At 64.9% G+C, this 24,710-nt stretch carries 19 protein-coding genes and 2 pseudogenes; 6 read left to right on the top strand and 15 right to left on the bottom strand.

The features are described from left to right. Positions 1 to 181: 181 nt before the first annotated feature. The gene (locus ACCQ05_RS09115; protein WP_372393566.1) at positions 182 to 1,177 is read right to left on the bottom strand and encodes a LacI family DNA-binding transcriptional regulator; all 996 of its coding nucleotides are present in this window, start codon (positions 1,175 to 1,177) and stop codon (positions 182 to 184) included. Between the two features lie 160 nt (positions 1,178 to 1,337). On the opposite strand from ACCQ05_RS09115, the gene ptsP reads away from it, so the two are divergent. The 4 genes from ptsP (at position 1,338) to ACCQ05_RS09095 (ending at position 8,144) form a co-directional block, all read left to right on the top strand. Further along, positions 1,338 to 3,854, top strand: coding sequence for a phosphoenolpyruvate--protein phosphotransferase (ptsP, locus tag ACCQ05_RS09110; RefSeq protein ID WP_372393565.1), 2,517 nt, complete (start codon positions 1,338 to 1,340; stop codon positions 3,852 to 3,854). Beyond that, positions 3,851 to 4,807: a 1-phosphofructokinase gene (pfkB, locus tag ACCQ05_RS09105; protein ID WP_372393564.1), complete on the top strand. Its 957-nt coding sequence runs from the start codon at positions 3,851 to 3,853 to the stop codon at positions 4,805 to 4,807. The genes ptsP and pfkB overlap by 4 nt, the downstream gene beginning before the upstream one ends. Before the next feature lie 152 nt (positions 4,808 to 4,959). Next, positions 4,960 to 6,693, top strand: coding sequence for a PTS fructose transporter subunit IIC (locus tag ACCQ05_RS09100; RefSeq protein WP_372393563.1), 1,734 nt, complete (start codon positions 4,960 to 4,962; stop codon positions 6,691 to 6,693). A gap of 173 nt (positions 6,694 to 6,866) precedes the next feature. After that, positions 6,867 to 8,144 (top strand): carbohydrate porin, encoded by a 1,278-nt coding sequence (locus tag ACCQ05_RS09095; protein ID WP_372393562.1) that lies wholly within the window; start codon positions 6,867 to 6,869, stop codon positions 8,142 to 8,144. Positions 8,145 to 8,383: 239 nt separating this feature from the next. Here the strand turns inward: ACCQ05_RS09095 and ACCQ05_RS09090 are convergent, their stop codons facing one another. Together ACCQ05_RS09090 and ACCQ05_RS09085 are read right to left on the bottom strand one after the other, a co-directional pair. Further along, entirely contained in the window at positions 8,384 to 9,034 is a 651-nt protein-coding gene (locus tag ACCQ05_RS09090) for a hypothetical protein (protein WP_372393561.1), read from the bottom strand. A 39-nt stretch (positions 9,035 to 9,073) separates the two neighbouring features. Beyond that, positions 9,074 to 12,295: pseudogene (locus ACCQ05_RS09085) on the bottom strand (hypothetical protein); the annotation flags it as partial. Between the two features lie 84 nt (positions 12,296 to 12,379). Between ACCQ05_RS09085 and ACCQ05_RS09080 the strand changes: the two are divergent. Next, positions 12,380 to 13,330, top strand: coding sequence for an IS481 family transposase (locus ACCQ05_RS09080; RefSeq protein ID WP_372391432.1), 951 nt, complete (start codon positions 12,380 to 12,382; stop codon positions 13,328 to 13,330). Here ACCQ05_RS09080 and ACCQ05_RS09075 read toward each other — a convergent pair. The 6 genes and pseudogenes from ACCQ05_RS09075 to ACCQ05_RS09050 form a co-directional block, all read right to left on the bottom strand. Continuing rightward, complete coding sequence (locus ACCQ05_RS09075; protein WP_372393560.1) at positions 13,319 to 14,137, bottom strand: hypothetical protein; 819 nt, start codon at positions 14,135 to 14,137, stop codon at positions 13,319 to 13,321. The two genes, ACCQ05_RS09080 and ACCQ05_RS09075, sit on opposite strands and share 12 nt — an antisense overlap. Positions 14,138 to 14,170: 33 nt before the next feature. After that, positions 14,171 to 14,812, bottom strand: a complete 642-nt coding sequence (locus ACCQ05_RS09070; RefSeq protein WP_372393559.1) for a DUF1629 domain-containing protein — start codon at positions 14,810 to 14,812, stop codon at positions 14,171 to 14,173. 112 nt (positions 14,813 to 14,924) lie between these two features. Then, positions 14,925 to 15,491: pseudogene (locus ACCQ05_RS09065) on the bottom strand (transposase); the annotation flags it as partial. A gap of 226 nt (positions 15,492 to 15,717) precedes the next feature. Then, positions 15,718 to 16,374 carry a hypothetical protein gene (locus ACCQ05_RS09060; protein WP_228961582.1) on the bottom strand — a complete coding sequence of 219 codons (657 nt, stop codon included), beginning with the start codon at positions 16,372 to 16,374 and terminating at the stop codon, positions 15,718 to 15,720. A gap of 17 nt (positions 16,375 to 16,391) precedes the next feature. After that, positions 16,392 to 16,814: a hypothetical protein gene (locus tag ACCQ05_RS09055; protein WP_228961583.1), complete on the bottom strand. Its 423-nt coding sequence runs from the start codon at positions 16,812 to 16,814 to the stop codon at positions 16,392 to 16,394. Positions 16,815 to 16,884: 70 nt separating this feature from the next. Beyond that, positions 16,885 to 17,193 (bottom strand): hypothetical protein, encoded by a 309-nt coding sequence (locus ACCQ05_RS09050; protein WP_372360380.1) that lies wholly within the window; start codon positions 17,191 to 17,193, stop codon positions 16,885 to 16,887. Between the two features lie 328 nt (positions 17,194 to 17,521). On the opposite strand from ACCQ05_RS09050, the gene ACCQ05_RS09045 reads away from it, so the two are divergent. Next, positions 17,522 to 17,845, top strand: coding sequence for a phage integrase N-terminal SAM-like domain-containing protein (locus ACCQ05_RS09045; protein WP_372393558.1), 324 nt, complete (start codon positions 17,522 to 17,524; stop codon positions 17,843 to 17,845). A gap of 118 nt (positions 17,846 to 17,963) precedes the next feature. On the opposite strand, the gene secF is transcribed toward ACCQ05_RS09045, so the two are convergent. The 6 genes from secF to ACCQ05_RS09015 form a co-directional block, all read right to left on the bottom strand. After that, positions 17,964 to 18,932, bottom strand: a complete 969-nt coding sequence (secF, locus tag ACCQ05_RS09040; RefSeq protein ID WP_372393557.1) for a protein translocase subunit SecF — start codon at positions 18,930 to 18,932, stop codon at positions 17,964 to 17,966. A 94-nt stretch (positions 18,933 to 19,026) separates the two neighbouring features. Then, positions 19,027 to 20,871 carry a protein translocase subunit SecD gene (secD, locus tag ACCQ05_RS09035; RefSeq protein ID WP_372393556.1) on the bottom strand — a complete coding sequence of 615 codons (1,845 nt, stop codon included), beginning with the start codon at positions 20,869 to 20,871 and terminating at the stop codon, positions 19,027 to 19,029. A 336-nt stretch (positions 20,872 to 21,207) separates the two neighbouring features. Then, the gene (gene yajC, locus ACCQ05_RS09030) at positions 21,208 to 21,564 is read right to left on the bottom strand and encodes a preprotein translocase subunit YajC (RefSeq protein ID WP_104544028.1); all 357 of its coding nucleotides are present in this window, start codon (positions 21,562 to 21,564) and stop codon (positions 21,208 to 21,210) included. A 132-nt stretch (positions 21,565 to 21,696) separates the two neighbouring features. Then, positions 21,697 to 22,842, bottom strand: a complete 1,146-nt coding sequence (tgt, locus tag ACCQ05_RS09025; protein ID WP_372393555.1) for a tRNA guanosine(34) transglycosylase Tgt — start codon at positions 22,840 to 22,842, stop codon at positions 21,697 to 21,699. Between the two features lie 69 nt (positions 22,843 to 22,911). Then, positions 22,912 to 23,982 carry a tRNA preQ1(34) S-adenosylmethionine ribosyltransferase-isomerase QueA gene (gene queA / locus ACCQ05_RS09020; protein WP_372394007.1) on the bottom strand — a complete coding sequence of 357 codons (1,071 nt, stop codon included), beginning with the start codon at positions 23,980 to 23,982 and terminating at the stop codon, positions 22,912 to 22,914. 205 nt (positions 23,983 to 24,187) lie between these two features. After that, entirely contained in the window at positions 24,188 to 24,619 is a 432-nt protein-coding gene (locus ACCQ05_RS09015; protein ID WP_372393554.1) for an Lrp/AsnC family transcriptional regulator, read from the bottom strand. Positions 24,620 to 24,710: the final 91 nt, after the last annotated feature.

Raw genomic sequence — 24,710 nt, 5'->3', positions numbered from 1 at the left:
AAGCGGTGAGGGCGCCGCGCGCTCGACGCATCGGGCCAAGTGAGCGATGACCAGTCACGATGGCCGGCGTGGTGAATGCACCACGCTCTCGACTGGCCAGACGCCTGACTTCCAGAGGTAAGAGCACGCAGCTCGCGCGACAAGCCCGGCTCTTGTGCCGACGCTGAGCGCCCCGGCGAATTCAGGCCCCCGGTGTGCGTATCCCAGTGGACCCACGCACCACGCAACGCCCGTTCATGACCATGCGGCGGATCGGCAACTGCGGGTTGCCCAGGCGTTCGAGCAGCAGCGACATCGCCGCGCGGCCCATGTCTTCGACCGGTTGTTCGACCACGGTGATGCCGGGTTCGACCAAGTCGGTCCAGCGTTCGTTGTCGAAGCCGGCCAGCGCCAGGTCCTGCGGCAGGCGCAGGCCGGCGGTCCGTGCAGCCTTCAGCGCACCCATCAGCAGCAGGCTGTTACTGGTGACGATGGCTTCCGGACGGTCGTCGCTGGCCAGCCACTGGCCCAGCTCGGCGATCGCTGCTTCGGCAGTCGGCGCCACTTCGCGGTAATCCGGAGACAGGCCCTGCGCACGCATCGCCGCCAGGTAGCCATCGCGGCGCTCGGCCGCGGTGGTGCTGGTGCTGCCGAACAGCCCGCCGATGCGACGGTAGCCCTGCGCCTGCAGATGGGCCACCAGTTCGGCCATAGCCGCCGCGTTGTCCAGCACCACGCTGTCGTAGCGGCTGCCGGGGCCGGCGCGGTCCACCAGCACGGTCGGGTAATCCAGCGACAGCTCGTGCATGCGCCCAACGGTCACGCGGGTCGGCGCGAAGATCAATCCGGTGATGCGTTCTTCCTGCATCAGTTGCAGGTACAGCGCCTCGCGCTCGGGATCTTCATCGGTATTGCACAGGGTCACGCGCATACCGGCCTTGTAGGCGACCTCTTCCACGGCCCGGATCAGCGCAGTGAAGTACGGGTTGCGGATGTCGGCCACGATTACCCCGAGAATGCCGGACTGCTGCGAGCGCAGCCGTCGCGCCATCAGGTTGGGCCGGTAGCCGGTCTGGCGCACCGCCGCTTCCACCTTGGCGCGCACCTCCTCGCTCACCGGGCCGCTGCCCAGGGCCCGCGAAACCGTGGACTTGGACACTCCGGCCACCCGGGCCACGTCATTGATGCTGATACTCACTGGGACCGTTCCCGCTCCATATGGCGCGCCCAGACCCAGGCGCCTAACGACCTCGATCCTAACCTGAAAGCGTTACTTGGTTTTTGTGCACCGCACATTGACCTGGATCATGGGAACGTTCCCACTATACTCTCCAGCCCGACCTCATCCGGAGCCCGCCTTGTCCTCTCCGCCGCTTGCCCCCGTGACTCCCGAGCTCGTCCGCCTGCGGGCGCATGCCCGCGACAAGGACGACGCGATCGCCCAGGCCGCGCAGTTGTTGGTCGCCGCTGGCTGCGTGGCACCCGGCTACGAGGCCAGCATGCGGCGCCGCGAAGGCCTGGCGAACACCTTCCTGGGCCACAGCCTGGCGATCCCGCATGGGGTGGGCGAAGACCGCCACCTGGTGCGCCGCGATGGCATCGCGGTGCTGCAGCTGCCCGAAGGCGTGGAATGGAATCCGGGCCAGACCACCCGGCTGGTGGTGGGCATCGCCGCACAATCAGACACCCACATCACCATGCTGCGGCGGCTGACCCGGCTGATCCAGGATCCGGCGCAGCTGGAGGCGCTGTTCAGCACCGACGACGCCGGCGTGATCGTGGCCGCCCTCACCGGCGACCGCGCCCCCGATACCAGCGCTGCGCCGGCCACCGATCTGGCCGAACGCTTCGAGTGGACCATCGCCTACCCCAGCGGCCTGCACGCGCGCCCGGCCACCCGCTGGGCCGAAACCGCGCGTGGCTTCAGCGCCCGCGCCCAGGTGCGCGCCGGCGACCAGGCCGCCGATGCCAAGAGCCTGGTCGGCCTGCTGCAACTCGGCCTGCGTGCCGGCGACAGCATCACCGTCTCTGCCGAGGGCAGCGATGCCGCCGCCCTGCTCAAGCGCCTGCGTGCGGTGATGGACAGCCTCACCGCACAGGAAAAGGCCGATGCCGAACGCGCCGCACAACGCCGCGCCGCGCCGGTGGTCGGCTGGACACCGCCGCAGGCACAGCCGGCCATCGTCGGCATCGGCGCCAGCCCGGGCGTGGCGATCGGCATCGTGCACCGCCTGCGCGCGGCGCAGACCGAGGTGGCCGATCAACCGGTGGGCCTGGGCGATGGCGGCGCGCAGCTGCATGACGCGCTGACCCGCACCCGCCAGCAGCTGGCGGCGATCCAGGACGATACCCAGCGCCGGCTCGGCGCCTCGGACGCGGCCATCTTCAAGGCCCAGGCCGAGCTGCTCAACGACACCGACCTGATCACCCGCACCTGCCAGCTGATGGTCGAAGGCCATGGCGTGGCATGGTCGTGGCATCAGGCAGTGGAACAGATCGCCTCGGGTCTGGCCGCGCTGGGCAACCCGGTGCTGGCTGGCCGCGCCGCCGACCTGCGCGATGTCGGCCGCCGGGTACTGGCGCAGCTGGACCCGGCTGCGGCTGGCACCGGCCTGGCCGACCTGCCCGAGCAACCCTGCATCCTGCTGGCCGGCGACCTGTCGCCGTCGGATACCGCCAACCTGGACACCGCCCGCGTGGTCGGCCTGGCCACCGCGCAAGGCGGCCCGACCTCGCACACCGCGATCCTGTCGCGCACCCTGGGCCTGCCGGCGCTGGTCGCAGCCGGGGGCCAGTTGCTGGACATCGACGATGGCCTCACCGCCATCATCGATGGCAGCAGCGGGCGGCTGTATCTCAACCCGTCCGAGCAGGACCTGGACGCGGCACGCACCCACATCGCCGAGCAGCAGGCCATCCGCGAGCGCGAAGCCGCCCAGCGCGCCCTGCCCGCCGAGACCACCGACGGCCACCACATCGACATCGGCGCCAACGTCAACCTGCCCGATCAGGTGGCGATGGCACTGACCCAGGGCGCCGAGGGCGTGGGTTTGATGCGCACCGAGTTCCTGTTCCTGGAAAGCGGCCGCACGCCCAGCGAAGACGAGCAGTACCAGACCTACCTGGCGATGGCGCAGGCCCTGGATGGTCGCCCGCTGATCGTGCGGGCGCTGGACATCGGCGGCGACAAGCAGGTGGCGCACCTGGAACTGCCGCACGAGGAAAACCCGTTCCTGGGCGTGCGTGGCGCGCGCCTGCTGCTGCGCCGCCCGGACCTGCTGGAGCCGCAACTGCGTGCGCTGTACAGCGCCGCCAAGGACGGCGCGCGGCTGTCGATCATGTTCCCGATGATCACCTCGGTGCCGGAGCTGATCGCACTGCGCGACATCTGCGCGCGCATCCGCGCCGACCTGGACGCTCCGGAAGTGCCGATCGGCATCATGATCGAAGTGCCGGCCGCCGCCGCGCAGGCCGACGTGCTGGCACGCCACGCGGACTTCTTCTCGATCGGCACCAACGACCTGACCCAGTACGTGCTGGCGATCGATCGCCAGAACCCCGAACTGGCCGCCGAGGCCGACAGCCTGCATCCGGCGGTGCTGCGCATGATCCGCAGCACCATCGAAGGCGCACGCAAGCATGACCGTTGGGTCGGCGTGTGCGGCGGCCTGGCCGGCGATGCGTTCGGTGCCAGCCTGCTGGCCGGCCTGGGCGTGCAGGAACTGTCGATGACGCCAAACGACATCCCGGCGGTGAAGGCACGTCTGCGCGGCACTGCGCTCAGCACGCTGCAGCAGTTGGCCGAGCAGGCCTTGCACTGCGAAACCGCCGAGCAAGTGCGCGCCCTCGAAGCGCAGCGCGAGGACAAGGCATGAGCCTGCAGACCATCACCGTCACGCTGAACCCGGCGATCGACCAGACCATCCGGCTCGACCACCTGCAGCCCGGCGCCGTGCATCGCGCCAGCAGCGTGCGCAACGATGCCGGCGGCAAGGGCATCAACGTGGCGGCGTGCCTGGCCGATTGGGGTAGCGATGTCGCCGCGCTCGGCGTGCTCGGCGGCGGCAATGCCGGCGTGTTCGAAGCGCTGTTCCGCGAGCGCGGCATCGTCGACCACTGCCAGCGCGTGGCCGGCGAGACACGCACCAACCTCAAGCTGGTGGAAGCCCGCAGCAACGACACCACCGACATCAACCTGCCCGGCCTGCAACTGACCAGCGCGCATCTGCAGGGCGTGGCCGATCAACTGGCGCCGCTACTGCGCCCCGGCCTGCCGGTGGTGCTGTCCGGCAGCCTGCCGGCCGGCCTGTCCGAGGACAGCTGGGCGCAGCTGCAGGCGCAGGCCAGCGCGGCCGGCGCCCGTGTCTTGCTGGATACCAGCGGCGCGCCGCTGGTGGCGGCATTGGGCGCCGCCCGCGAGGCCCTGCCGTATGCGGTCAAGCCGAACCGCCACGAACTGGAAGCCTGGACCGGCCGACCGCTCACCGACCGCGCCGCGCTCAGCGCTGCCGCACACGAACTGCTCGCGCGCGGTATCCAGCTGGTGGTGATTTCGATGGGTACTGACGGTGCGTTGTTCGTGCAGCGCGAGCAGCGACTGATCGCGCGTCCGCCGTGGCTGGCGCACGGCAGCAGCGTGGGCGCAGGCGATGCGATGGTGGCCGGCCTGGCCGCCGCGCTGCTGGATGGGGCCACCGATCTGGAGCAATGCGCGCGGCTGGCCACCGCGTTTTCGATCTGCCGGCTGGAAAGCGGCGACGCGCGCCGGATCACGGCCGATGGCGTGCGCCACGCCGCAAGCCAGGTCGTGATCGAGATGCTGTCGTGAGCCCCTGTTTGCCGCCGCTGCACTCCAACGGACGCATGTCCACGCCCGGTGCCATGCGTCTGCGCAACTCCGGCCTGCGTCACCCGCGCGCGTAAACCTTGCCTATCCCCCCGCCGGCCAGCCGGCGACCGCAATACCGCAGGAGTATTCCCATGTCCTCTTCCATCGTGGTCATCGCCGCCGGCGAACGCAGCACCGAGGCCGTCCTGGCGGCCGAAGCGTTGCGCCGTGCGGCCACCGCCGCCGGCCGCAGCGTGACGATCGAAATCCGCAGCGACCAGGGCGTGCTTGGCGCCTTGCCCGCCGAACTGGCCAGCGGCGCATCCCAGGTGCTGGTGATCGGCGATGCCGATGCCGACACCGGCCGCTTCGGCGACGCGCAAGTGCTGCGCCTGAGCCTGGGCGCGGTGCTGGACGACCCGGCCGCGGCAATCAGCCAGCTCGCCATCACCTCCAGCGCTGCCGCCGCGTCCGCTGCGGGCGATGTGTCTTCCAACGCCAGCAAGCGCATCGTCGCCATCACTTCCTGCCCCACCGGCATCGCGCACACCTTCATGGCCGCCGAAGGCCTGCAACAGGCCGCGAAGAAACTCGGCCACCAGATGCGCGTGGAAACCCAGGGCTCGGTGGGCGCGCAGGACGCGCTGACCGACGCCGAAATCCGCGCGGCCGATGTGGTCATCATCGCCGCCGACCGCGAAGTGGACCTGGCCCGTTTTGCTGGCAAGCGCGTGCTCAAGAGCGGCACCAAGCCGGCCATCAACGACGGCCCGGCCCTGATCGACAAGGCGCTGGCCGAGGCCAGCGTGCACGGTGGCGCGGCGCCGGCCACCGGCACGGCCGCCAGCAAGGGCAACGGCCGCACCGGCGCCTACAAGCACCTGATGACCGGCGTGTCGTTCATGCTGCCCTTCGTCACCGCCGGTGGCCTGTTGATCGCACTGGCGTTTGCGCTGGGCGGCATCTACGCCGGCGACGATGCGCACCAGGGCACCCTGGCCTGGTCGCTGTTCCAGATCGGCGCCAAGGCCGGCTTCACCCTGATGGTGCCCGCGCTGGCCGGTTACATCGCCTACTCCATCGCCGACCGCCCCGGCATCGCGCCCGGCATGATCGGCGGGCTGGTCGCGGCCAATCTCAATGCCGGTTTTCTCGGCGGAATCATTGCCGGCTTCATCGCCGGTTACGGCGTGGCCGCGCTCAACCGCTATATCAAACTGCCGCGCACCCTGGAAGGGCTCAAGCCGGTGCTGATCCTGCCGGTGCTGGGCACCCTGCTGGTGGGTCTGGCGATGATGTACGTGTTCGGCCAACCGGTGGCCGACCTGCTGGCCTGGCTCACCGCGTGGTTGCGCGGCATGCAGGGCAGCAGCGCGCTGCTGCTGGGCCTGTTGCTCGGCGGCATGATGGCCTTCGACATGGGCGGACCGGTCAACAAGGCCGCCTATGCGTTCTCCACCGGCCTGATCGCCAGCCAGGTCTACACCCCGATGGCCGCCGCCATGGTGGCCGGCATGACCCCGCCGCTGGGCATCGCGCTGGCCACCTGGGTGTTCCGCAATCGCTTCACTACCGAAGAACGCGGCTCGGCCACCGCAGCCGGCGTGCTTGGGCTGGCCTTCGTCACCGAAGGAGCGATCCCGTATGCCGCACGCGATCCGCTGCGCACCATCCCGGCACTGGTGATCGGCTCGGCGGTGGCCGGCGCGATCTCGATGTCGGTCGGCGCCGAACTCAAGGCCCCACATGGCGGCATCTTCGTGCTGCTGATCCCCAATGCCGTGACCCACCTGGCGATGTATGTGCTGGCCTTGCTGGCCGGCGTGGTGGTCACCGCCATCGCCCTGCGCGTGCTCAAGAAACCGGTGGCCGACGTCGTCGCCTGAGCCAAGCCGCGGCGGCAGGCACCTGCCGCCGCATCCGACGCGCCGGACGCGCGTCGCCCCTGATTGCTGTTACCGCCGCGCCGCGCATCGATCGCGCGCCGCCAGCGGCTTGCCCATCCCCTTGCTGTTGCGTCCGCCACCTCGGCCACGCCCTATTCGTTCGGAGTCCTGCCATGTCCGCCCCGCTCTCCCACCGCGCTTCCCATCGTCTGCTGTGCCTGTCGCTCGCCATGGCGCTGGCTCCCTTGGCCCACGCGCAGGAGGCCGCCGATGCCTTCAAGCTCAAGCTCGGCTACACCGGCGAAGCGGCCTCGATGATCGACGGCGGTCGCAAGAGCGGCAACGCCTATGCCGGCCAGCTCATGGTCGGCACCGACGTGGACATGGACCGCCTGTTCGGCTGGAACGACGCCACCATCAAGCTCTATGTCACCAACCGCCATGGCACCAACCTGTCCAACAGCAGCATCGGCAACAGCACCTCGGTGCAGGAAATCTACGGCGGCCAGGGCACCAGGCTGGCCAACTTCACCCTGCTGCAGAAGCTCTTCAACGACCGCCTGGAGTTGGAAGCCGGCCGCAGCGTGGCCAACATCCACTTCCTCGGCTCGGACCTGTGCCAGTACTTCCAGGGCAACTCCGCCTGCGGCAACCCCACCTTCGTGTTCCGCACCAGCAACTTCACCTACTGGCCGGTCTCCAGCTGGGCCGCACACGCCACCGCCTGGGTCACGCCCAAGGTCTATGTGCATGTGGGCGCGTATGAAGTGAACCCGGTGCAGGCACAAGACGGCCAGCACGGCCTGAAGTGGAGCACCGACGACACCACCGGCGTGGTGGTGCCCTACGCCATCGGCTACAAGAACAAGGGCGGCGACGGCACGCTGGCGGCGATGTACGAACTCGGCGGCTGGCAGGACAACTCCGACTACACCGACCCGCTACGCGACCGCAACGGCAACCCCGCCGTGCTCAGCGGCCTGGGTTATGACAACAAGCAAGGCCGCTCGGGTCTGTTCGCCCGCTTCGAGCAGCAGGTGACCAACCCCGATCCGTCGGGCACGCGTGGCCTGACCGTGTTCGGTGCCGTCCTGCAGAGCACCAGCGGCCAGGCCATCGAAGACCACTTCGTGCAACTGGGCCTGGTGCAGAAAGGCACGTTCGCCAGCCGCCCGCAGGACAACATTGCGTTTGTGATCACCCAGCAGAAATACAGCGACGAAGCCATCGAAAACCTGCGTCTGGCCCGCGCTTCCGCCGGCGGCACCGGCACCCCCGCCGACAACCAGATCATGATGGAGCTCAGCTACGGCATCCAGGTCACCAAGCGCCTGCGCATCGCCCCCAACCTGCACTACGTGATCAACCCGGATCAGTTCAACGAACCGACCCGCACCAACGATCTGAAGAACGCGTTGATCGCAGGCATGCGGATCGACTGGAATCTGTGAGCCGTAGAGAGGCTGCGCGCGTTGTTCGCATGCCTGGCGGGCTCCATTGCCTGGAGTGAGTGGTGGGTGCGTTGCATCTGACTGCAGTGCAACGCGTTGCGTTGACTCGGTTGGCTTGGGCATTTGCCGGATGTAGCCGACGAGTTCTATGAGCCGCGTCGGTGCGCAATCGCGCGTGATGAGGCGTTATCGGCCCACCCGGTCGCGCACAAGCCGGTCGCTGTAATGACGACATCGCCTCATTGCGAATCTGATGTCGCGCGCAGATTGATCGCTCTGTATTGCCTTTGGTTGCCGTAACGCGGCCCATTCTTCTCGAAGGTGGCACAGAGCCGGCCTTCGCCACAAGGAGCCAGGTCGGCACGCGACACGCGATCCAGGTAGTCGATGGATGCTCGAAGCTGTGCGAGTTCGGTTCGCTTTTCGTTGATGATGCCCAACGAGTAGGCCACCGCCCCCAGCCCCAGCACGCCCGCCACGAGCATCGTGGCGGATGCAATGCCCACGCGCCGCGTGATCTTTGTTTCCAAAGTTTGCTGGGCCTGCGCGTAACGCCGCGTGGCTTGCTGCAACGTCTCATCGGCCTGGACCATCTCTTTGTTGAACCGCTTGGCGGCCGGTTCCAGCGTCTGCGTCAATGCCTGATTGGTCAGCTGCGTCAGCCTCGGCAATGCATTCTCAAGCACCCGGTTGACCTTGGCATCGGCGCTGCTGGCCGCGTGCTGGAGCACCTGGATTTGCTCGGCGACCACATCGCGCAGCCGTTGTTCGCGCTTCTGCATGGATGCCACCAGGGTCGTCAGCACCTTGATGGTCTCCTGCAACGACGCGTTCGATGCGTTCAACATCACCATCATGTCCGCCACTGCGGTAGCGTCTTGCCTGTCCATGAGGTCTCCTCAACTCGGTTGATCCCAGAAAAGTTTTGACTAACCGCCACCACCACCACCGCCCCCGCCTCCGCCGTCTCCACCACCACCCCCTCCGTCCCCTTGGGGACCGCTCTGCATCGGCCCCTTGGCGAACTCCGGCAGCGTCAGCACCATCACCGGCCCACGGCTGGTGTTGACCTCTGCTGAGACATCCATCCCCAGCGCCTGGCGCGTGGCGGCGAGCTCCTGGGCCTCCTGCTGGGCCTGTTCCTCCAGGAACTCGTTGCCTGTTTTGATCAGCGCCTGCGTTGCCGCGCTGTTGGCCACCCGGTTTAGGGCCTGCTCGATCGCCAGCTCGTTTTTGCTGTCGAGCGCGTAGAGCACTTCTTCGATGTCCGGGTCGCCGGTGATGGATTTTCGCTGAGTCTGCGACACATCGTTTGGCGCATCCCCTGCCACTGGACCGGCGAAGCGCTGAGCTGGAGGTGGGTAGGCATTGGTTGGCTCAGCCGTTTCGCTAGGAGAGCGGCGATCCAGTTGGTGCGCGCTGAATGCATCGATGCTGCCACCCTCTTGGTCTAGCGCCCTCTTTTGAGCGAAGGGATAAGGTTCTCCACGCTCGCGATACGCCTTCCATTCCTGGTGGAAGCGTTCGTCTTCCCGATCAGCCCGCTCAATCTCCTGTTGCAGCTCGCGCAGCGAGCGCATGGTCTCTTCCAGGAACAGGGCGCCGCCCGGGTCTGCGGCACTGCGGTCCTGCGCTGGGGTCGATTGCGTTCGTTGGTCTTCTGCGTCAGCAGACCCGACGGACACGTGAGTAGCGGCACTGCTTGCCAATGACTGCTCACGCGCTTGCGCGAGGGGTTCTCGGGGCAGCACCGGCGCACCATAATCAGCGAGCAAGGCGTCTGAGGGACGGGGCTGTTCGGCCTCGGCTTCTCGCTCAGGCGTGGCAGACGCTGTGGAAAGCGATGCAATCAATGGTTCTGCTGTCTCAGGCGTTGTTTGGTGCATTCCGCGAGTCGGCGCTGCTTCCTGCTCACGCGCCACTTCTTGCTGACGGACTGACGCTTGCTCCATCTCTGCTTGCTGCGTTTGCACCTGGGGATGCAGTGCCGGCGGCACCGCCTCGGCCTGCGCGCTTTGCACAGGTTGGTCGCCGGATTCCCGGCCCCCAGAGGGAGGCACTTGGAGGTGCGCAGCATCGCGACTCCCCAACGCCTGCCTTTCCAGCGCGCGTGCCGCTTCTTGTGCTTGATGCGGCTGGGCGTCACCTGGGCCCGTCGTCTGCTTTGGTGGGTCAGGTGGGTTGTGAGCCAGCTGCTCGCCTATCTGTTGGTTCGGGACTTCAGACTGCTGACGCGCCTCTTTGTGCTGCAACTCGGGCCGTGGTGCTTGTTGAGCCAGCGCGGCATCTTGAGCGTGCGGTTGAGGGTCTGGTTGCGGCGAGGATTCTTGACGCTGGGCCTGCTGCTGTTCGAGTCCTTGAACTTGTTGCTGCTGATCCTGTGCTAGCCGAGCCTGATCTTCCTGGGCCTCAATTCGCGTTGCTTCTTGAGCCTGGCGGTCTTGCTGCTCCCGCTGCTGGTTGTCTTCGGCTTGGCGTTCCTGCGCCTGCCTTTGCTGGGCGTCCCCCTCCTCACGCTCCTGCAGCTCGCGTTGCTGGCTGGCCTGTGCCTGCCTCTCTTGTAGTTGGCGTTCTTCTAGTTCGCGTTGCTGCTCTGCCTGGCGTTGGCCTTCCAACACTGCGTGCGCCTGGACCACTTGTTCGCTTTGTGACCTGTCTTCGTGCTCAGGCTGTGCCTGCTGGAGGTGCTCGCGCACTTGCGCGACGTGCTGCTCTTGCACGAGGCGATCTTGCTGTGCGCGTTCTTGCCGCGCCTGCGCCGCGACAGAGGCTTGCATGCGTGCTTGGATATCCAGCACTTGCTGTGGATTGGACGAATCGGAGGTCGAGGTGTCCGCATCTGCCGTTGCCTCGGCCGCGCGCCCAACGCTTGGCGAATCTGGTCGATTGCCTTGCGCCTCGCTCAATGCCTGCCGGATATCCTCGCTGCTAGTGACAGCCACCACACGAGTGACCCCATCACTGCCGCGCTGGAGGTGCGCAATGGGGCTGTCGTAGCCGTATTGCCCCGACTCATTGCGCTGCAACTGCTGCATGGTCGGCCCGGTGATGCCGTTGGCCGCCACGGTCCGCTGCGAAGCTAGCTCTACGGCCTGCTGGGTCTGCGGGTTGACGTTCAAATCAACGCCGGCGGCCCGGTAACGATGCAGCAGTTCGTTGTGCTCCATCTGCGCAGCGGTCGGCGCGGGAAGTGCCTGGATCGCCGCCAAGGCTTCCTGGGAGCGCTCGATTGAGGGCTGCCGCAGTTGGTCGGTCAGTTCCAACTCCACCGCCAGATTGCCACTGGCGACGCCACCCTTGCCGGCCCACTGCCCAGACTCGTTCCGCTGGTAAAGCTGAGCGTCCGACCCCAGCACCGCGCCGGGCTTGGCCTGGACGGCTTGGACGGCCGCAGGCACTTCGACCCCGTAAGCCTGGGCACGTTGCGCTGCATGGTTTTCCAGATAGGCGGCGGCGATGGCTTCGCGCCCGGTGGCGATATTGCTTTCGATACGGCCCAGGGCTTCTTGGTTGAGCTGTTGCGCGCGTTCCGGGGGAGCGAGTTGGAGTGCATAGCTGCCAATCTCATCGGAGCCAGAGGCCGCCGTCCTGACTTGGCGCTCCCAGGTCTGACGCTCGGGATTGCGCTGCCAGTTTTGGTTGTCCAGTCCTACCTGGTCGCTTGCTTGAGCTGGAAGGTTGAACGGGTCCTGTGGTGGTGGAGCCTTGCCAAGCGCTAGTTCCACTGCCTTGGCGTTGGCCAGCGCACCCAGCTCCTGGGATTTTTCGTAGCTCGCAACCACGGGCTGCTCGCCGCTCGTGCGCCGGCCATCCTGGGCGAGGTCAATGGCCGCTTCGCGCTGCCAGTTGCGACCATTGAATTGCCACTCCACACCGGCCTTGTCGGTTTGGTGATAGATGGCGCGGTTGTCGAGCAAGTCGGCGCCTTTGTCGAACGCCTTGCTCATCAAAAGGGCGTCGCCGACGACCAACGCCGCCGGCACGAAGCCGCTGCCGCCCAGAGCCGCTGCGGTGGAGGCACCACCGGCCCAGCCGCCGACATTGCGGGCAATGGCATGCTGAACTTCCGATTGCGCGGCCGTGGCGTTGCCTTGCTCCAGCAACTCGGCCGAGCGGCGCGCGGTCAGCACCGCATCGGCGCCGGTGGCTAGCTGTGATCTCTCGGTAGGTTGTTCATCCGGGGCCGATCTGGAAGATGGGGGTTACCACACCAACCCAGCCCCCAGGAGCCCCGGATGAACCTGCATAAACATGCCCGTTTGACGCCACGAGGTCGAGCCTTGCTTGTGCAGCGCATCGTGGAGCACGGCTTGCGAGTGGAAGAGGCCGCGCACGCCAGTGGCGTGAGCGTGCGGACCGCCTACAAGTGGCTGGCGCGCTACCGCCTGTTGGGAGAGGACGGCCTGCAGGACCGTTCTTCGCGCCCTCAACACTGTCCGCATGCCACGCCGCCGGAACTGGTCGAGCAGATCCTGCAGCAACGCCGACAACGCGCCACCTATTGGCAGATCGCCACCCACCTGAACGTGGGCCACAGCACCATCGCGCGCATCGTGCGCCGTGCCGGCCTGCATCGCCTGGCCGAACTGGAACCCAAGCCCCCTGTCGTGCGCTACCAATACCCCCAGCCTGGCGGCATGTTGCATCTGGACATCAAAAAGCTCGGGCGCTTCCAGCAAGCCGGCCATCGCGTCACGGGGGACCGTACCCAGACCAGCCGAGGCGCCGGATGGGAGTATGTCCATGTCGCCATCGACGATCACTCCCGCGTTGCCTTTACCAGCCTGCATCCAGATGAGTGCGGTGTTAGTGCCTGCCGGGCGTTGATCGCCGCATTGCGCTACTACCGTAGCCTGGGCGTGACCTTCCAGCGGGTGTTGACCGACAACGGCGCCTGCTATCGCTCCAAGGCCTTCGCCCGCACCATCCGGCGCCTCAACCTCAGGCACTACCGCACCCGCCCCTATACCCCACGCACCAACGGCAAGGCAGAACGCTTCATCCAGACGGCATTGCGTGAGTGGGCTTATGCCCACCGCTACGACAACTCCGAGCAACGTGCCGCGCACCTATTGCCCTGGCTCCATCACTACAACTGGCATCGGCCCCATGCCAGTCTCGGAAAACGCCCCCCCATCTCCCGCATCCACATTCCACTGAACAACGTGGTGGGTTTACACAGCTAGCAAGCCACCCGAGCGCACCAGGGTGCTGGCGGATGCATTGCCCAGCAACACTTCCATGGACGCGGCACCGCTTTGACCTCGAGGAACCCGTAAAGGTCTGGCGGCTTCTTCGCCCAAGGTGTTCTCAACCACAGCCACGCCATTTGGTGACAGCGTCAGCTTCCCACCGTGATAAGCGTCGGAGATGGCCTGACTTAAGCCATGACGCTGAAGATCGAGATTGCCGCCGCGGGTCAGCATCTGTCCTGACCCATTGAAGTGATTCAAGGTGGCGATGACGCGGGATTCGTTATGGGTGACTCCAATCCACCCGTGTTCAACGGCGCCTACCTTCCCAAGAGCGCCGACTTGATTCGCATAAGTATCGGCGTAACCACGTGCGCCCCCGAAAAAGGCCTGCGTCTTTACACGTGCATCATTTGCCGTCTGGCCTAACGAAGCATTCGTGTGAAGATCTCCGTTGACCAATCCCACCTTCACTGTGTCGCGCAGGTGATTCACTCTGACGGCAACACGATCTAAGGCATCGGGATCACCCGCCAGCGCGGCCCTGCCATCCTTGGATTGCTCTAAGCGACGAAGGTTGTCGAGCAGTCCGACCTGATAGTCTCGAATTGGCCCGCCGCTATGCGGTGAGACGCCCATTGCCTGAGCCAGCCCCTTATCGTGCGGCATGAAAATTCGATTCTCAGGCGCATCAATGTCGAAGCGATCTGAGTCCGACAGCACCCGCAAGATGCGGCTGTAGCGAAGGGTTTGCTGCTCGAATCCATGATGATCCTGAAAAATAGGGCTGCTGCGCGGCATGATCCCTGCTCCTTACGTGTTGCCCAGGTGCGGCTAGATGTCTGACGCGTCGATAAAAGAGATGCCGCTTTCACCAGCATCATCAGGAATTCCCGCGTCATGGACCGCATCTTTGAAGACTCGGTCGCAGATCACGAATGAGCTGAACGGCGTCAGGAATACGTGCGCTCGACCCACGACTTCCGGCCTAAAGGCCAAGCTGGCTCCTCCTCCCACCGAGTAGAACTTGCCATTGACATAGTCGTCGTCTACTTCAATTTGGAGCTTCGACGCGACTTCATCCAAAGCATCAAGCTCGCGAACAACGTCGCACAAAAAATGACGCGGACCTCTGGCTCCGTCGGCCAAGCGGTAATCCACCTCCGCAAAAGCAAAGGCGCCGGAGTCCACAGACACCATGACATCGTGGAGTCGCTCGGAAACCAACCAATAACCACTGAATCCCGGCTCTAGATCGCGCGGGGCCGGGCCTGTCTTGGGGTCGCAGGTCAGCTGAGGTGTTTCGCGGAGCGTCGGAAATCCTCCTTCCTCCGGCCGCAGGATCAACCGCGGAGGGGAAAGCAGGTTGCGAACATTCTCGAACCTCACCCCACAGGGCGGCCTGTTGCTCTCCATGTCTGCTTCGAACATGTAAAAGCTCCCGGCCGTCGGCTGATTGGGTGTTGTTGATGGCATGCGTTTCATCCTTTCCGTGTGCTGTGGTCTCAGCTGACAGAAAGAGCTTAACTCGGCCGCTTTGCCGACCCAAGCCATGACGCAACGAAGATGCTACATCCCACTTGCCGCCGATCCCCACCGTGGCACACGCCTGGTGCAGCCGTGCACCCGCGCGATGGGCTTGCGCGATGTCTGCCACCAGGCTGCGACGATCTTCCAGGACGATCATGCGTCCTCGCCTTTGCTGAAGATCGCCTCGAGTTTTTTGACAGCACCAGCAACGCGGCCGTCTCGGCCAGCGCCTTCTCCCTGCGTTGCAGCTCGCGCTCGAGCTCACGAATCCGGCGACGATCCTGCGCGTGCTGCCGACCACCACCACCAGGCTCGCCGGGCTCGGCCAGGCTCTGCTGGGCCCAGGCGCGCCATTGCGCCAACGTCTGCGGATACACCCCGTTGCTGCGGCACCAGGCGCTGCGCGTGACCTCGTCCATGCTCGCCGTGGTCAGCACCGCATCGAAGCGTGCGGCCGCCGTCCACACCCGGTCACGCTGTGGCTCGGCCAATGCCTGACTCAGCCAGCGCTCCAGCGTGGCTTCCGATACCCCGTCTCAACCGACAGCGCACTGGCCGACGCACTCTTCGGCGGCAACAACCGCGCCACCACCTTGTCCTTGAACTGTCGTCCGTAGCGTGCCACTTCAACCTCGCGTTATCGCCCCACTGCAGAATCCTATCCGGGCGACAACTACTCTGACATGGGGGGGCGACCGCGCCCGCCTGGCGGCCGCACAGTAGTTTTGCTAGCTGCTCTTAGGACGTCCTCCAACATCGGCCGGGATTCTTGGATGACTTGGTGTGCGTCCATAAGCACCTAACGCCTGAGTTAAGCCGCGCCGCGAAACGGCTTCGGCTTGAATGAATTGTTAGCACTCATCTACTTGTTCTCTCGCTGCCCGCACAAGATGCGGGTTCGCTTTTGTGAAAGCCCAACCATCTACGTAGCGAAACAATGCCTCGGTCGCTGCCGTGAAGCCCTCCGACATCTCAACCCAGAGCTCACTAGGGAAACGCTCCGGATCTGAGCCAATTAGCATGGATAGCCTCCCATCGCCTTGGACTGATTGAATAGCGCTGAAAATGTGCTTGTTCGAAAGGTGGATGAAACCTGAAGTGGATTTGTACACACTGTGAACCCACGGAAACTCCAGTGAAACAGATTGTACGAGGTGCCGATCTGTCATTGGTACGCCGGAACGATCCTTTAGCTTTCTTATCTCAGTTCCGGCAAGTACGGACGTTGCGAACTCATGTGGGTCGCTAACGAGGTATGAAGCAAAGAAGCGCAAGAAGGTATCGAGTTGGAGTCTAACCAGCGATGCGGCGATAAGGTAGTTCTGAGCGCGAACCATCTGAGTGAAAGCGGAGCAGTTGCTGAGCGAGCGATTCAATGCGGCTACTGCCAGAAAATCTAGCGAAAAGAGCTTGCAGCCGTCAGCCTCAAGTATTGCTTTTCCTAGACTAAGGTGCCGCTCTCTCTCCTCGTCAATCTTGCCTAGCAGGGATTCGAGCTTGCTGGACATCAGTACTAACGCCTGAATTAAGCCGGCACGCGAAGCGGGTTCGGCTTGAATGAATTGTTAGGCGGCACGCCGCCGCCCCTTGAGCGCACCAATGCCGCCGCCGATAACCCATAAACTTCGCCCAAGACTACAACGAACGTTGCAGTGTAGAGCCAAACCGACAAGGTAAGAGTGCCTTGGGCAAGGCGGCCTGGACAAAGGGCCCAAGAGGTTGCCCAGCCAAGCGTTGCATCAGTGATGCCCATAGCTAAACCGAGAAAAACTGCAGCCCAGAACCCAAACTTACACGCAGCGAAGAATGCAAATGCGATGTAGAGAATAGTGGATCCGAACGCTGCGTAAGTGTAAGGAAAGCCAAGTACCAGAGAAGCGAGAGATGCTACTGCATCAAACACGATCACTGCAAAACACGATAGCGCGAAGAATTTGAGAGCTTGCAAGAGAGTCCCCTGGGGGGCCTAACACCTGAGTTAAGCCGCGATGCAGAGCGGCATCGGCTTGAATAAATTGTTAGGCATCTAGCCTCTCATTGAGCTTTTTTAGCTCAATAGCGAGTCCAGCCAGTCGTTGATCTTCATCGCCTGTCCTCTTGATCCCTTTGACGCCATCAAGTGCGGTGAATAAATAAAATATGCATCCTATATAGCCAACCACGCCCAGAGCATTAACAAATGTACCGAAGCAAAGTCCAAGCGCAAGCCAAATAAGGCCTTTAAGTAGATAGCGCGATGATCTAAGCCATAGGATGGCTGCATAGTAGCCGCGCGATGCATCCTCTCTCGCAGTAACTGCTCGCAGCCGCGTCATCTCCGTGATCAAGCGACTCCTCTTGCGCTCGAGCGACACATTTGCGACCCATGGCGCCAAGAAACCGGCAGACTTCTGCCCACCAAATACAATGAGCGCAAACAAGGCGGACCCAAGTGCGCCCTGAACTATAGCCGGCCAAACTTTGATTGCTTCCCAGAGTTCTGTCATAGCCACCTAACAACTATTGGACCGCCGAAATGCGGTGTTGCGCTGAGTATCTTCGATCGCTGGCACTTTGTGAATGGGGAAATCCTAGCCGGGGTCATGGGATTGCGCGATGGCAAGCGGACGCGACCATGCGGATGCTTTGAGTGTTATCCAACAAGGACGCAGGCGTATGAAATACACCCCCAAAAATCACGGCGTAACAGCACTTCCACCGCTCTGGCTACTCGATCAGGTGCGCGATCGCCTTCGGGTACGGCACTACAGCCTGCAAACCGAGCAGACCCATCTGAGATGGATGCGGCGCTTTATCCTGACCAGCGGCAAGCGCCATCCGGCGCAGATGGGCCCGGCGAAGGTCGAGGCGTTCCTCTTCCGCTTGGCGACCGATGCGCAGGTGACTGCGGGCACACAGACCCAGGCGTTTGGCGGCGCTGTTTCTCTACCGCAACGTATTGCGTATCGATCGGCATCACGTAGCCGATTAAGTCCCTAATGCTCACGATCTTGCGTCGTGGCGTCACAGTGCAAAACCGGACACTCACGACGTCCAACAACAGAAACAAAAAAACCGCGCAATGCGCGGTTTTTTCGTCAGACCCTCTGCCAACTAATCAAGGACGGCGCGCCAGCGCCTCCAAGTCCTTGGCCTTGGGCAGCAGATCCTGCTTGGTCACCGCAAACGGTCCGATGCTCAGCATCGGCACGGCCACGATCACCGAGGAGATCACCACGATCACCGCACCGATCATGTGGGTCTCGGCCAGGCCTTCCATCGATTCGCCGCCGTAGATGTACAACGCCATCGCCGACAGGAAGAACATCACCGCGGTGATCACCGTGCGCGACAGCGTCTGGTTGATCGAGCGGTTGAGCACTTCCAGCGGCTCCACGCGCAGGGCGCGGAAGTTTTCGCGCACACGGTCGAACACCACGATGATGTCGTTGATCGCAAAGCCCATCACCGACAGCAGGCCGGCCAGTACGGTCAGGTCGAACTCGCGGCCGGTCAGCGACACGTAGGCCACAGTGACCAGCAGGTCGAACAGCGCGGTCAGGCTGGCGACCACCGCGAACTTCCACTCGAAGCGGAAGGCGATGTAGATCAGAAAGCCCACCAGCATGAACACGGTGGCGTAGACGCCATTCAGGGCCAGGTCCTTGCCGACCTGCGGGCCGACGAATTCGCCAGGCTGCACGGTGGCCGGATTCTCGTCGCTGGTCACCGCCTTGCGCACATCCTCGGCCACGGTGCGCGCGGCATCGTCGCGGTTGTTGTGCTGGCCATGCGGCTGCAGGCGGATCATGACTTCATTGCCGCCACGGGCGTTCTGGACCTGGGCGTTCTCGAACCCGGCCTTGGCCAGCTGCTCGCGCACCCTGTCCACGTCCACGGTCTTCTGGAACGAGGTCTGCACGAGCGTGCCGCCGGTGAATTCCAGCGCGTAGTTGAAGCCCTTGCCGACGATCACGCCGATCGAGGCGACAGCGATCACCAGCATCAACACCAGCACCGGCTTGCGCAGGCGCATGAAGTCGATCTTGGTGTCGTTGGGAATCAGGTGAAGCGGAAAAATTTTCATTGAATCCAGCTCTTCATATTTACCCGCACATGGATGTGCGGGCTGTTGCGAGGGACTCGCACTTCTTCGTGCGGGCTCTTGCGAGGGACTCGCATCAAATAGCGACGGTCTTCAGCTTCTTGCGGCTACCGTAGATCAGCACCGCCAGCGCACGCGAGACGGTGATCGCGGTAAACATCGAGGCGAAAATACCGATCATCATGGTCAGCGCAAAGCCGCGCAGCGGGCCGGTGCCGAAGGCATACAGGGCCACTGCCACGATCAGGCCGGTGAGGTTGGCGTCGAGAATGGTGCCGCCGGCCTTTTCGTAACCGGCCGCGATCGCCGACTTGGCCGGCACGCCCAGCCGCAGCTCTTCGCGGATACGCTCGTTGATCAGCACGTTGGCGTCCACCGACAGACCCACCGACAGGGCAAGGCCAGCAAAGCCCGGCAGCGTCATGGTGGCACCGAACAGCGACATCACCGCCACCACGATCAGCAGGTTGAACAGCAGCGCCACCGAGGTGATCGCGCCGAACACGCGGTAGTAGATGGTGAAGAACACCAGCGTAAACAGGAACGAGTAGACCACTGCGGTCACGCCGCGTTCCACGTTCTCTGCGCCCAGGCTGGGGCCGATCACGTATTCCTCGACAAAATCCATCGGCGCGGCCAGCGAGCCGGACTTCAGCAGCTTGGCCAGGTTCTCGGCCTCGGTCTTCTCCAGGCCGGTGGTCTGGAAGTTCTTGCCGAACACGCCGGCGATGCGGGTCGGCGACAAGGCTTCTTCCTTGACCCGCACGCTGCGCACTTCCTTGCCGTCGACCATGGTCACGGTGGGAATGCGCTCGATGTAGACCACCGACATCAGCTTGCCGACGTTGGCGCTGGTGTAGTCGAACATGCGCTGGCCGGCGACGTTGTTGAGCGTCACCGCAACCGCGGGCATGCCGTTCTGGTCGGTGCTGACCGAGGCGCTGACCATCTGGTCGCCGGTCACCAGCGCGCGCTTGTTGAGCAGCACCGGCGCGCCGGTATCGCGCACGCGGTAGACCTTGGCCTCCGGCGGGATGGTGCCGCTGCGCACGGCATCTTCGGCGTTGCCCTCGACCACGGCGCGGAATTCCAGCGAGGCGGTGGCGCCGATCAGGCGCTTGGCTTCGGCGGTGTCCTGCACGCCCGGCAGTTCGACCACGATGCGGTCCTCGCCCTGGCGCTGGATGGTCGGCTCGGCTACGCCCAGCGCGTTGACGCGATTGCGCAAGGTGGTGAGGTTCTGCTCGATCGCGCCACTGGCGATCTGCTTGAGCTCGGCCTCGGGCACCTTGACCGCGATGTTCTGGCCACTGACGTCGTAGGTCAGGGTCGGCTGCGCCTTGGCCAGCGCCACGCGTGCGGCATCGGCATCGGCGCCCTCGCCCAGGCTGATCTGGATGCTGTTGTCGCCGCGACGCTCCACCGAGCGATAGGCGATGCGGGCGTCGCGCAAGGTGGTGCGGATGTCTTCGGCAAAGCCGTCCAGGCGCTTTTCCAGCGCGGCCTTCTGATCGACCTGCATGGCGAAGTGCACGCCGCCGACCAGGTCCAGACCCAGCACCATCGGCCGGCCGCCCAGCTTGGCCAGCCAGTCCGGCACGGTGGAGGCCAGGTTCAGCGCCACCGTGTAGTTCTCGCCCAGCTGCTGACGCAGCACGTCGTTGGCGCGCGTCTGCGCCTGCAGCGAGGGCAAGCGCACCATCAGGCTCTCGCCCTCTTTGGTGATCGCCTTGGGCGTGATGCCGGCGCTCTTGAGCTCGCCGTCGATGCGGCTGCGCAATGCGTCGTCGAGCTGCGCACCGCGGCTGGCGGTGATCTGCACGGACGGGTCCTTCTGGTAGACGTTGGGCAGCGCATACAGCGCGCTGACGGCCAGTACCAGCAGGATCAGGAAGTACTTCCAGCGAGGAAATTCGAGCATTGCGACAGTCCCGCGCGGCACCATCCCGGCGCCGCGCCTAGCAGTGAGAACGACTTCCGGCGACCGACACGAGGTCGCCAGTGGCCATCCGGTGGATGCGAGCAGTACGCGGAAACCGCAGCACACAGGGTGCGATGCGGCTCCTTGCACCGACTGCGCCCGCCTGACGGTGCGCGCAGCAGTGATGTTGCGGATCTTGCAAAGCGAACAACGGTGCGGGCAACCGGCCGGTCAAGCGTCGGTGGCGCAGCGATCACGGAGTGTACGAGTGGTTCCTGCCGTTTTCGAGCGCCGGCCGCGTCTGCCCAACGCTGCTCGCAGTGCCGGGCGCGATGCTCAGCTGGCCGACTTCAGCGTGCCCTTGGGCAGCACATGACCCACGGCGCTGCGCTGCACGCGGATGCGGACGTTGTCGGCCACTTCCACGGTGATGAAGTTGTCGCCGATATCGGTGATCACGCCCGCCACGCCGCCGGAGGTGATGACTTCATCGCCACGGGCCAGCTTGTCCAGCAGCGCCTTGTGCTCCTTCTGGCGCTTCATCTGCGGGCGGATCATCAGGAAGTACATGACCGCGATCAGGATGATCGGCAGCGCGAAGGTGGACAGGCCGCCCATCGGGCCGCCTGCCGGCGCGCCGCCACCGGCAGCCTGTGCCTGGGCAGCGGGGATCAGGAAATCGAGCAAATTCATTCAGTGCATCCTAGTTTGGTGCCAGCGCGCCCACGGGCACACTCGCTATTCAGGTACCGCCAGGGCGGAACAGCCGGGAATTATGCCATGCGGGTTCCACCCCGTCCGCGCCGGGGGCACGGACGGCAGGGCTCAGCTGGCTTCCCCCGGCAACGGCGGCGTGATGGCGCCGCGTGCCGCATAGAAGGACCGCCGGAACTGCACAAAGGTTCCCGCTGCGATCGCCGCGCGCATGTCGGCCATCAGTTTTTCGTAGTACCAGAGGTTGTGCAGGGTGCCCAGCATCGGTGCCAGCATCTCGTTGCAGCGGTCCAGGTGGCGCAGATACGAGCGCGTGTAGCCGCTGCTGCAGGCATGGCAACCGCAGCCGGGCTCGATGGTGTCCAGGTCGCGTTCGTACTTGGCATTGCGGATGCGCACCGTGCCGAACGAGGTGAAATAGTGACCATTGCGCGCATTGCGGGTGGGCATCACGCAGTCGAACATGTCCACCCCGCGCGCCACGCCTTCGACCAGGTCTTCCGGCCGGCCCACGCCCATCAGGTAACGCGGGCGCTCGGCCGGCAGCCGCGGATGCAGGTGTTCCAGCATCGCGTTGCGCTCGTGCTCGGGCTCGCCCACGGCCAGGCCGCCGATGGCGTAGCCGTCGAAGCCGATGGCCTGCAGGCCTTCCAGCGAGCGGCTGCGCAGGTCCGGATGCACCCCGCCCTGCACGATGCCAAACAGCGCCGCATCGTTGCCCAGCCCGTCGTGCGCATCGCGCGAGCGCTGCGCCCAGCGCAGGCTCAGCTCCATCGAGCGCCGCGCCACCTCTTCGGTAGCCGGGTATGGCGTGCACTCGTCGAAGATCATCACGATGTCCGAATCGAGCACTTTCTGGATCTGCATGCTCTCTTCCGGCCCCAGGAACACGCGCGCGCCATCGGCGGGCGATGAGAAGGTGACCCCTTGCTCGGTGATCTTGCGCCGGTGCGCCAGCGAGAACACCTGGAAACCGCCGGAATCGGTGAGGATCGGCCCGTCCCAGCGCGCAAACCCATGCAGGCCGCCGTGGTCGCCAATCACCTCCAGGCCCGGGCGCAGATACAGGTGGAAGGTGTTGCCCAGGATGATTTCCGCGCCCAGCGCGCGGATCTGCTCGGGCAGGATGCCCTTGACCGACCCGTAGGTGCCCACCGGCATGAACGCCGGCGTCTCCACCGTTCCGCGCGGAAAGGTCAGGCGACCACGGCGCGCGTGGCCATCGGTGGTCTGGAGCTGGAACTGGAGTCGGGACATTGAGGGGCCGGGATTTGGGATTTGGGAGTCGGGATTGGCAAGAGCGGGAAGGCGGTGAGAGGCAGGCCGTTACGAATCCCCACTCCCGAATCCCCAATCCCTGCCCCACAACAACATCGCATCGCCGTAGGAGAAGAAGCGATAGCGCTGCGCGATGGCGTGCCGGTACGCCTCGAAGATGCGCTCGCGGCCGGCGAAGGCCGACACCATCATCAACAGCGTGCTTTCGGGCAGGTGGAAGTTGGTGACCATCGCGTCGACGCTGCGGATGCGGTAGCCGGGCAGGATGAAGATCTGGGTTTCGCCGGCGAACGGCTGCAGCTCGCCCTCGGGCGCGGCGTCGGTGATGCGCCAGGCGCTTTCCAGCGAACGTACCACCGTGGTGCCCACGGCGACGACGCGGCCGCCGCGCGCACGGGTGCGGCGTACCTGCTCCACCAGCGCCGCACCCACGTTGAGCCATTCGGTGTGCATCACGTGCTGGTCCAGCCTGTCCACGCGCACCGGCTGGAAGGTGCCGGCGCCCACATGCAGGGTGACGTGGCCGAACTCCACCCCGCGCTCGCGCAGGCGCGCCAGCAGGGCTTCGTCGAAATGCAGCCCGGCGGTGGGCGCGGCCACCGCGCCGACTTCGCGGGCGAACACGGTCTGGTAGCGCTCGCGATCCTCCAGCCCCGGCTCGCGGCGGATGTACGGCGGCAGCGGCAGGCGGCCAGCCTCCGGCAACCATTGATGCAAGGGCAGCGGGATATCGAAGCGCAGCAGGTAGAACTCGCCATCGCGGCCCAGTACCTCGGCCTGGCCGCCGGCATCGAGCGCGATCAGGCTACCGGCCTTGGGCGACTTACTGGCGCCGATCTGCACCCGCGCTTCGCGTTCGCCCAGCAGCCGTTCGATCAGGATTTCCACCCGCCCGCCGCTGGCCTTCTGCCCGAACAGGCGCGCGGGGATGACCCGGGTGTCGTTGAAGATCAGCAGGTCACCGGGCTGCAGCAACTCGGGCAGATCGCGCACCTGGCGATCGGCCAGCGCTTGCGGCAACGGTGGAACGACCAGCAAACGGCTAGCCGCGCGCTCGGCGAGCGGCGCCTGGGCGATCAGCTCGTCGGGCAGGTCGTAATGGAAATCGGACTTCTTCAAGGCCGCAGGATGGTTGGCTGAGGAGCCGGGCATTGTAACTGCGGCCGGGATTGGAGATTCGGGATTGGGGATTCGCAGTGAGGCGAGGATTGGAGATTGGGAATTGGGGATTCGCAAAAGCAGGATCCGCTAGCCGGAACGTGTACGACACAGGCCGGCCCGCTTTGACGAATCCCCAATCCCCAATGCCGACTCCCCGCCCCTATCACCGCTCGAACTTCGTCGACAAAATGATCGACGTCGTCGTGCGCTCCACCCCATCGATCGCACCGATGGCGTCGGTGAGCACGTCCATCTCGTTGACGCCGCCCACCACGCCCAGGGCGATCAGGTCGTAGGCGCCGCTGACCGAATGCAGCAAGCGCACCTCGGGAATCTCGCGCAGCGCCTTGACCACCGCCGGCATCTTCTTGGGCAGGACGGTGATCAGGATATGCGCGCGGATGCGGCCCTGGTCGTAGGCGTCGTGGGTGCGCACGGTGTAGCCGCTGATCACACCATCGCGCTCGAGCTTTTCGATGCGGCTCTGCACCGTGGTGCGCGAGAGGCCGAGCCGGCGCGCGATCTGCGCGGTGGAGGCGCGGGCGTCCTCGCGCAACAGCGACAACAGGCGCTCGTCGGAGGGGGTGATCTTCACTTTTGTCCAGACGTTTCGGCGAATCGACGAAAATACCGCACATCTCGTCAGAATTCACGCTGCCAAATGCCGATCCTCTGCCGATAATAGA

Source organism: Xanthomonas sp. NCPPB 3582 (assembly GCF_041475735.2).
GTDB lineage: Bacteria > Pseudomonadota > Gammaproteobacteria > Xanthomonadales > Xanthomonadaceae > Xanthomonas > Xanthomonas codiaei.
Note: the sequence above shows the minus strand (reverse complement) of the source record. Positions and strands in the feature narration are given on the sequence as shown.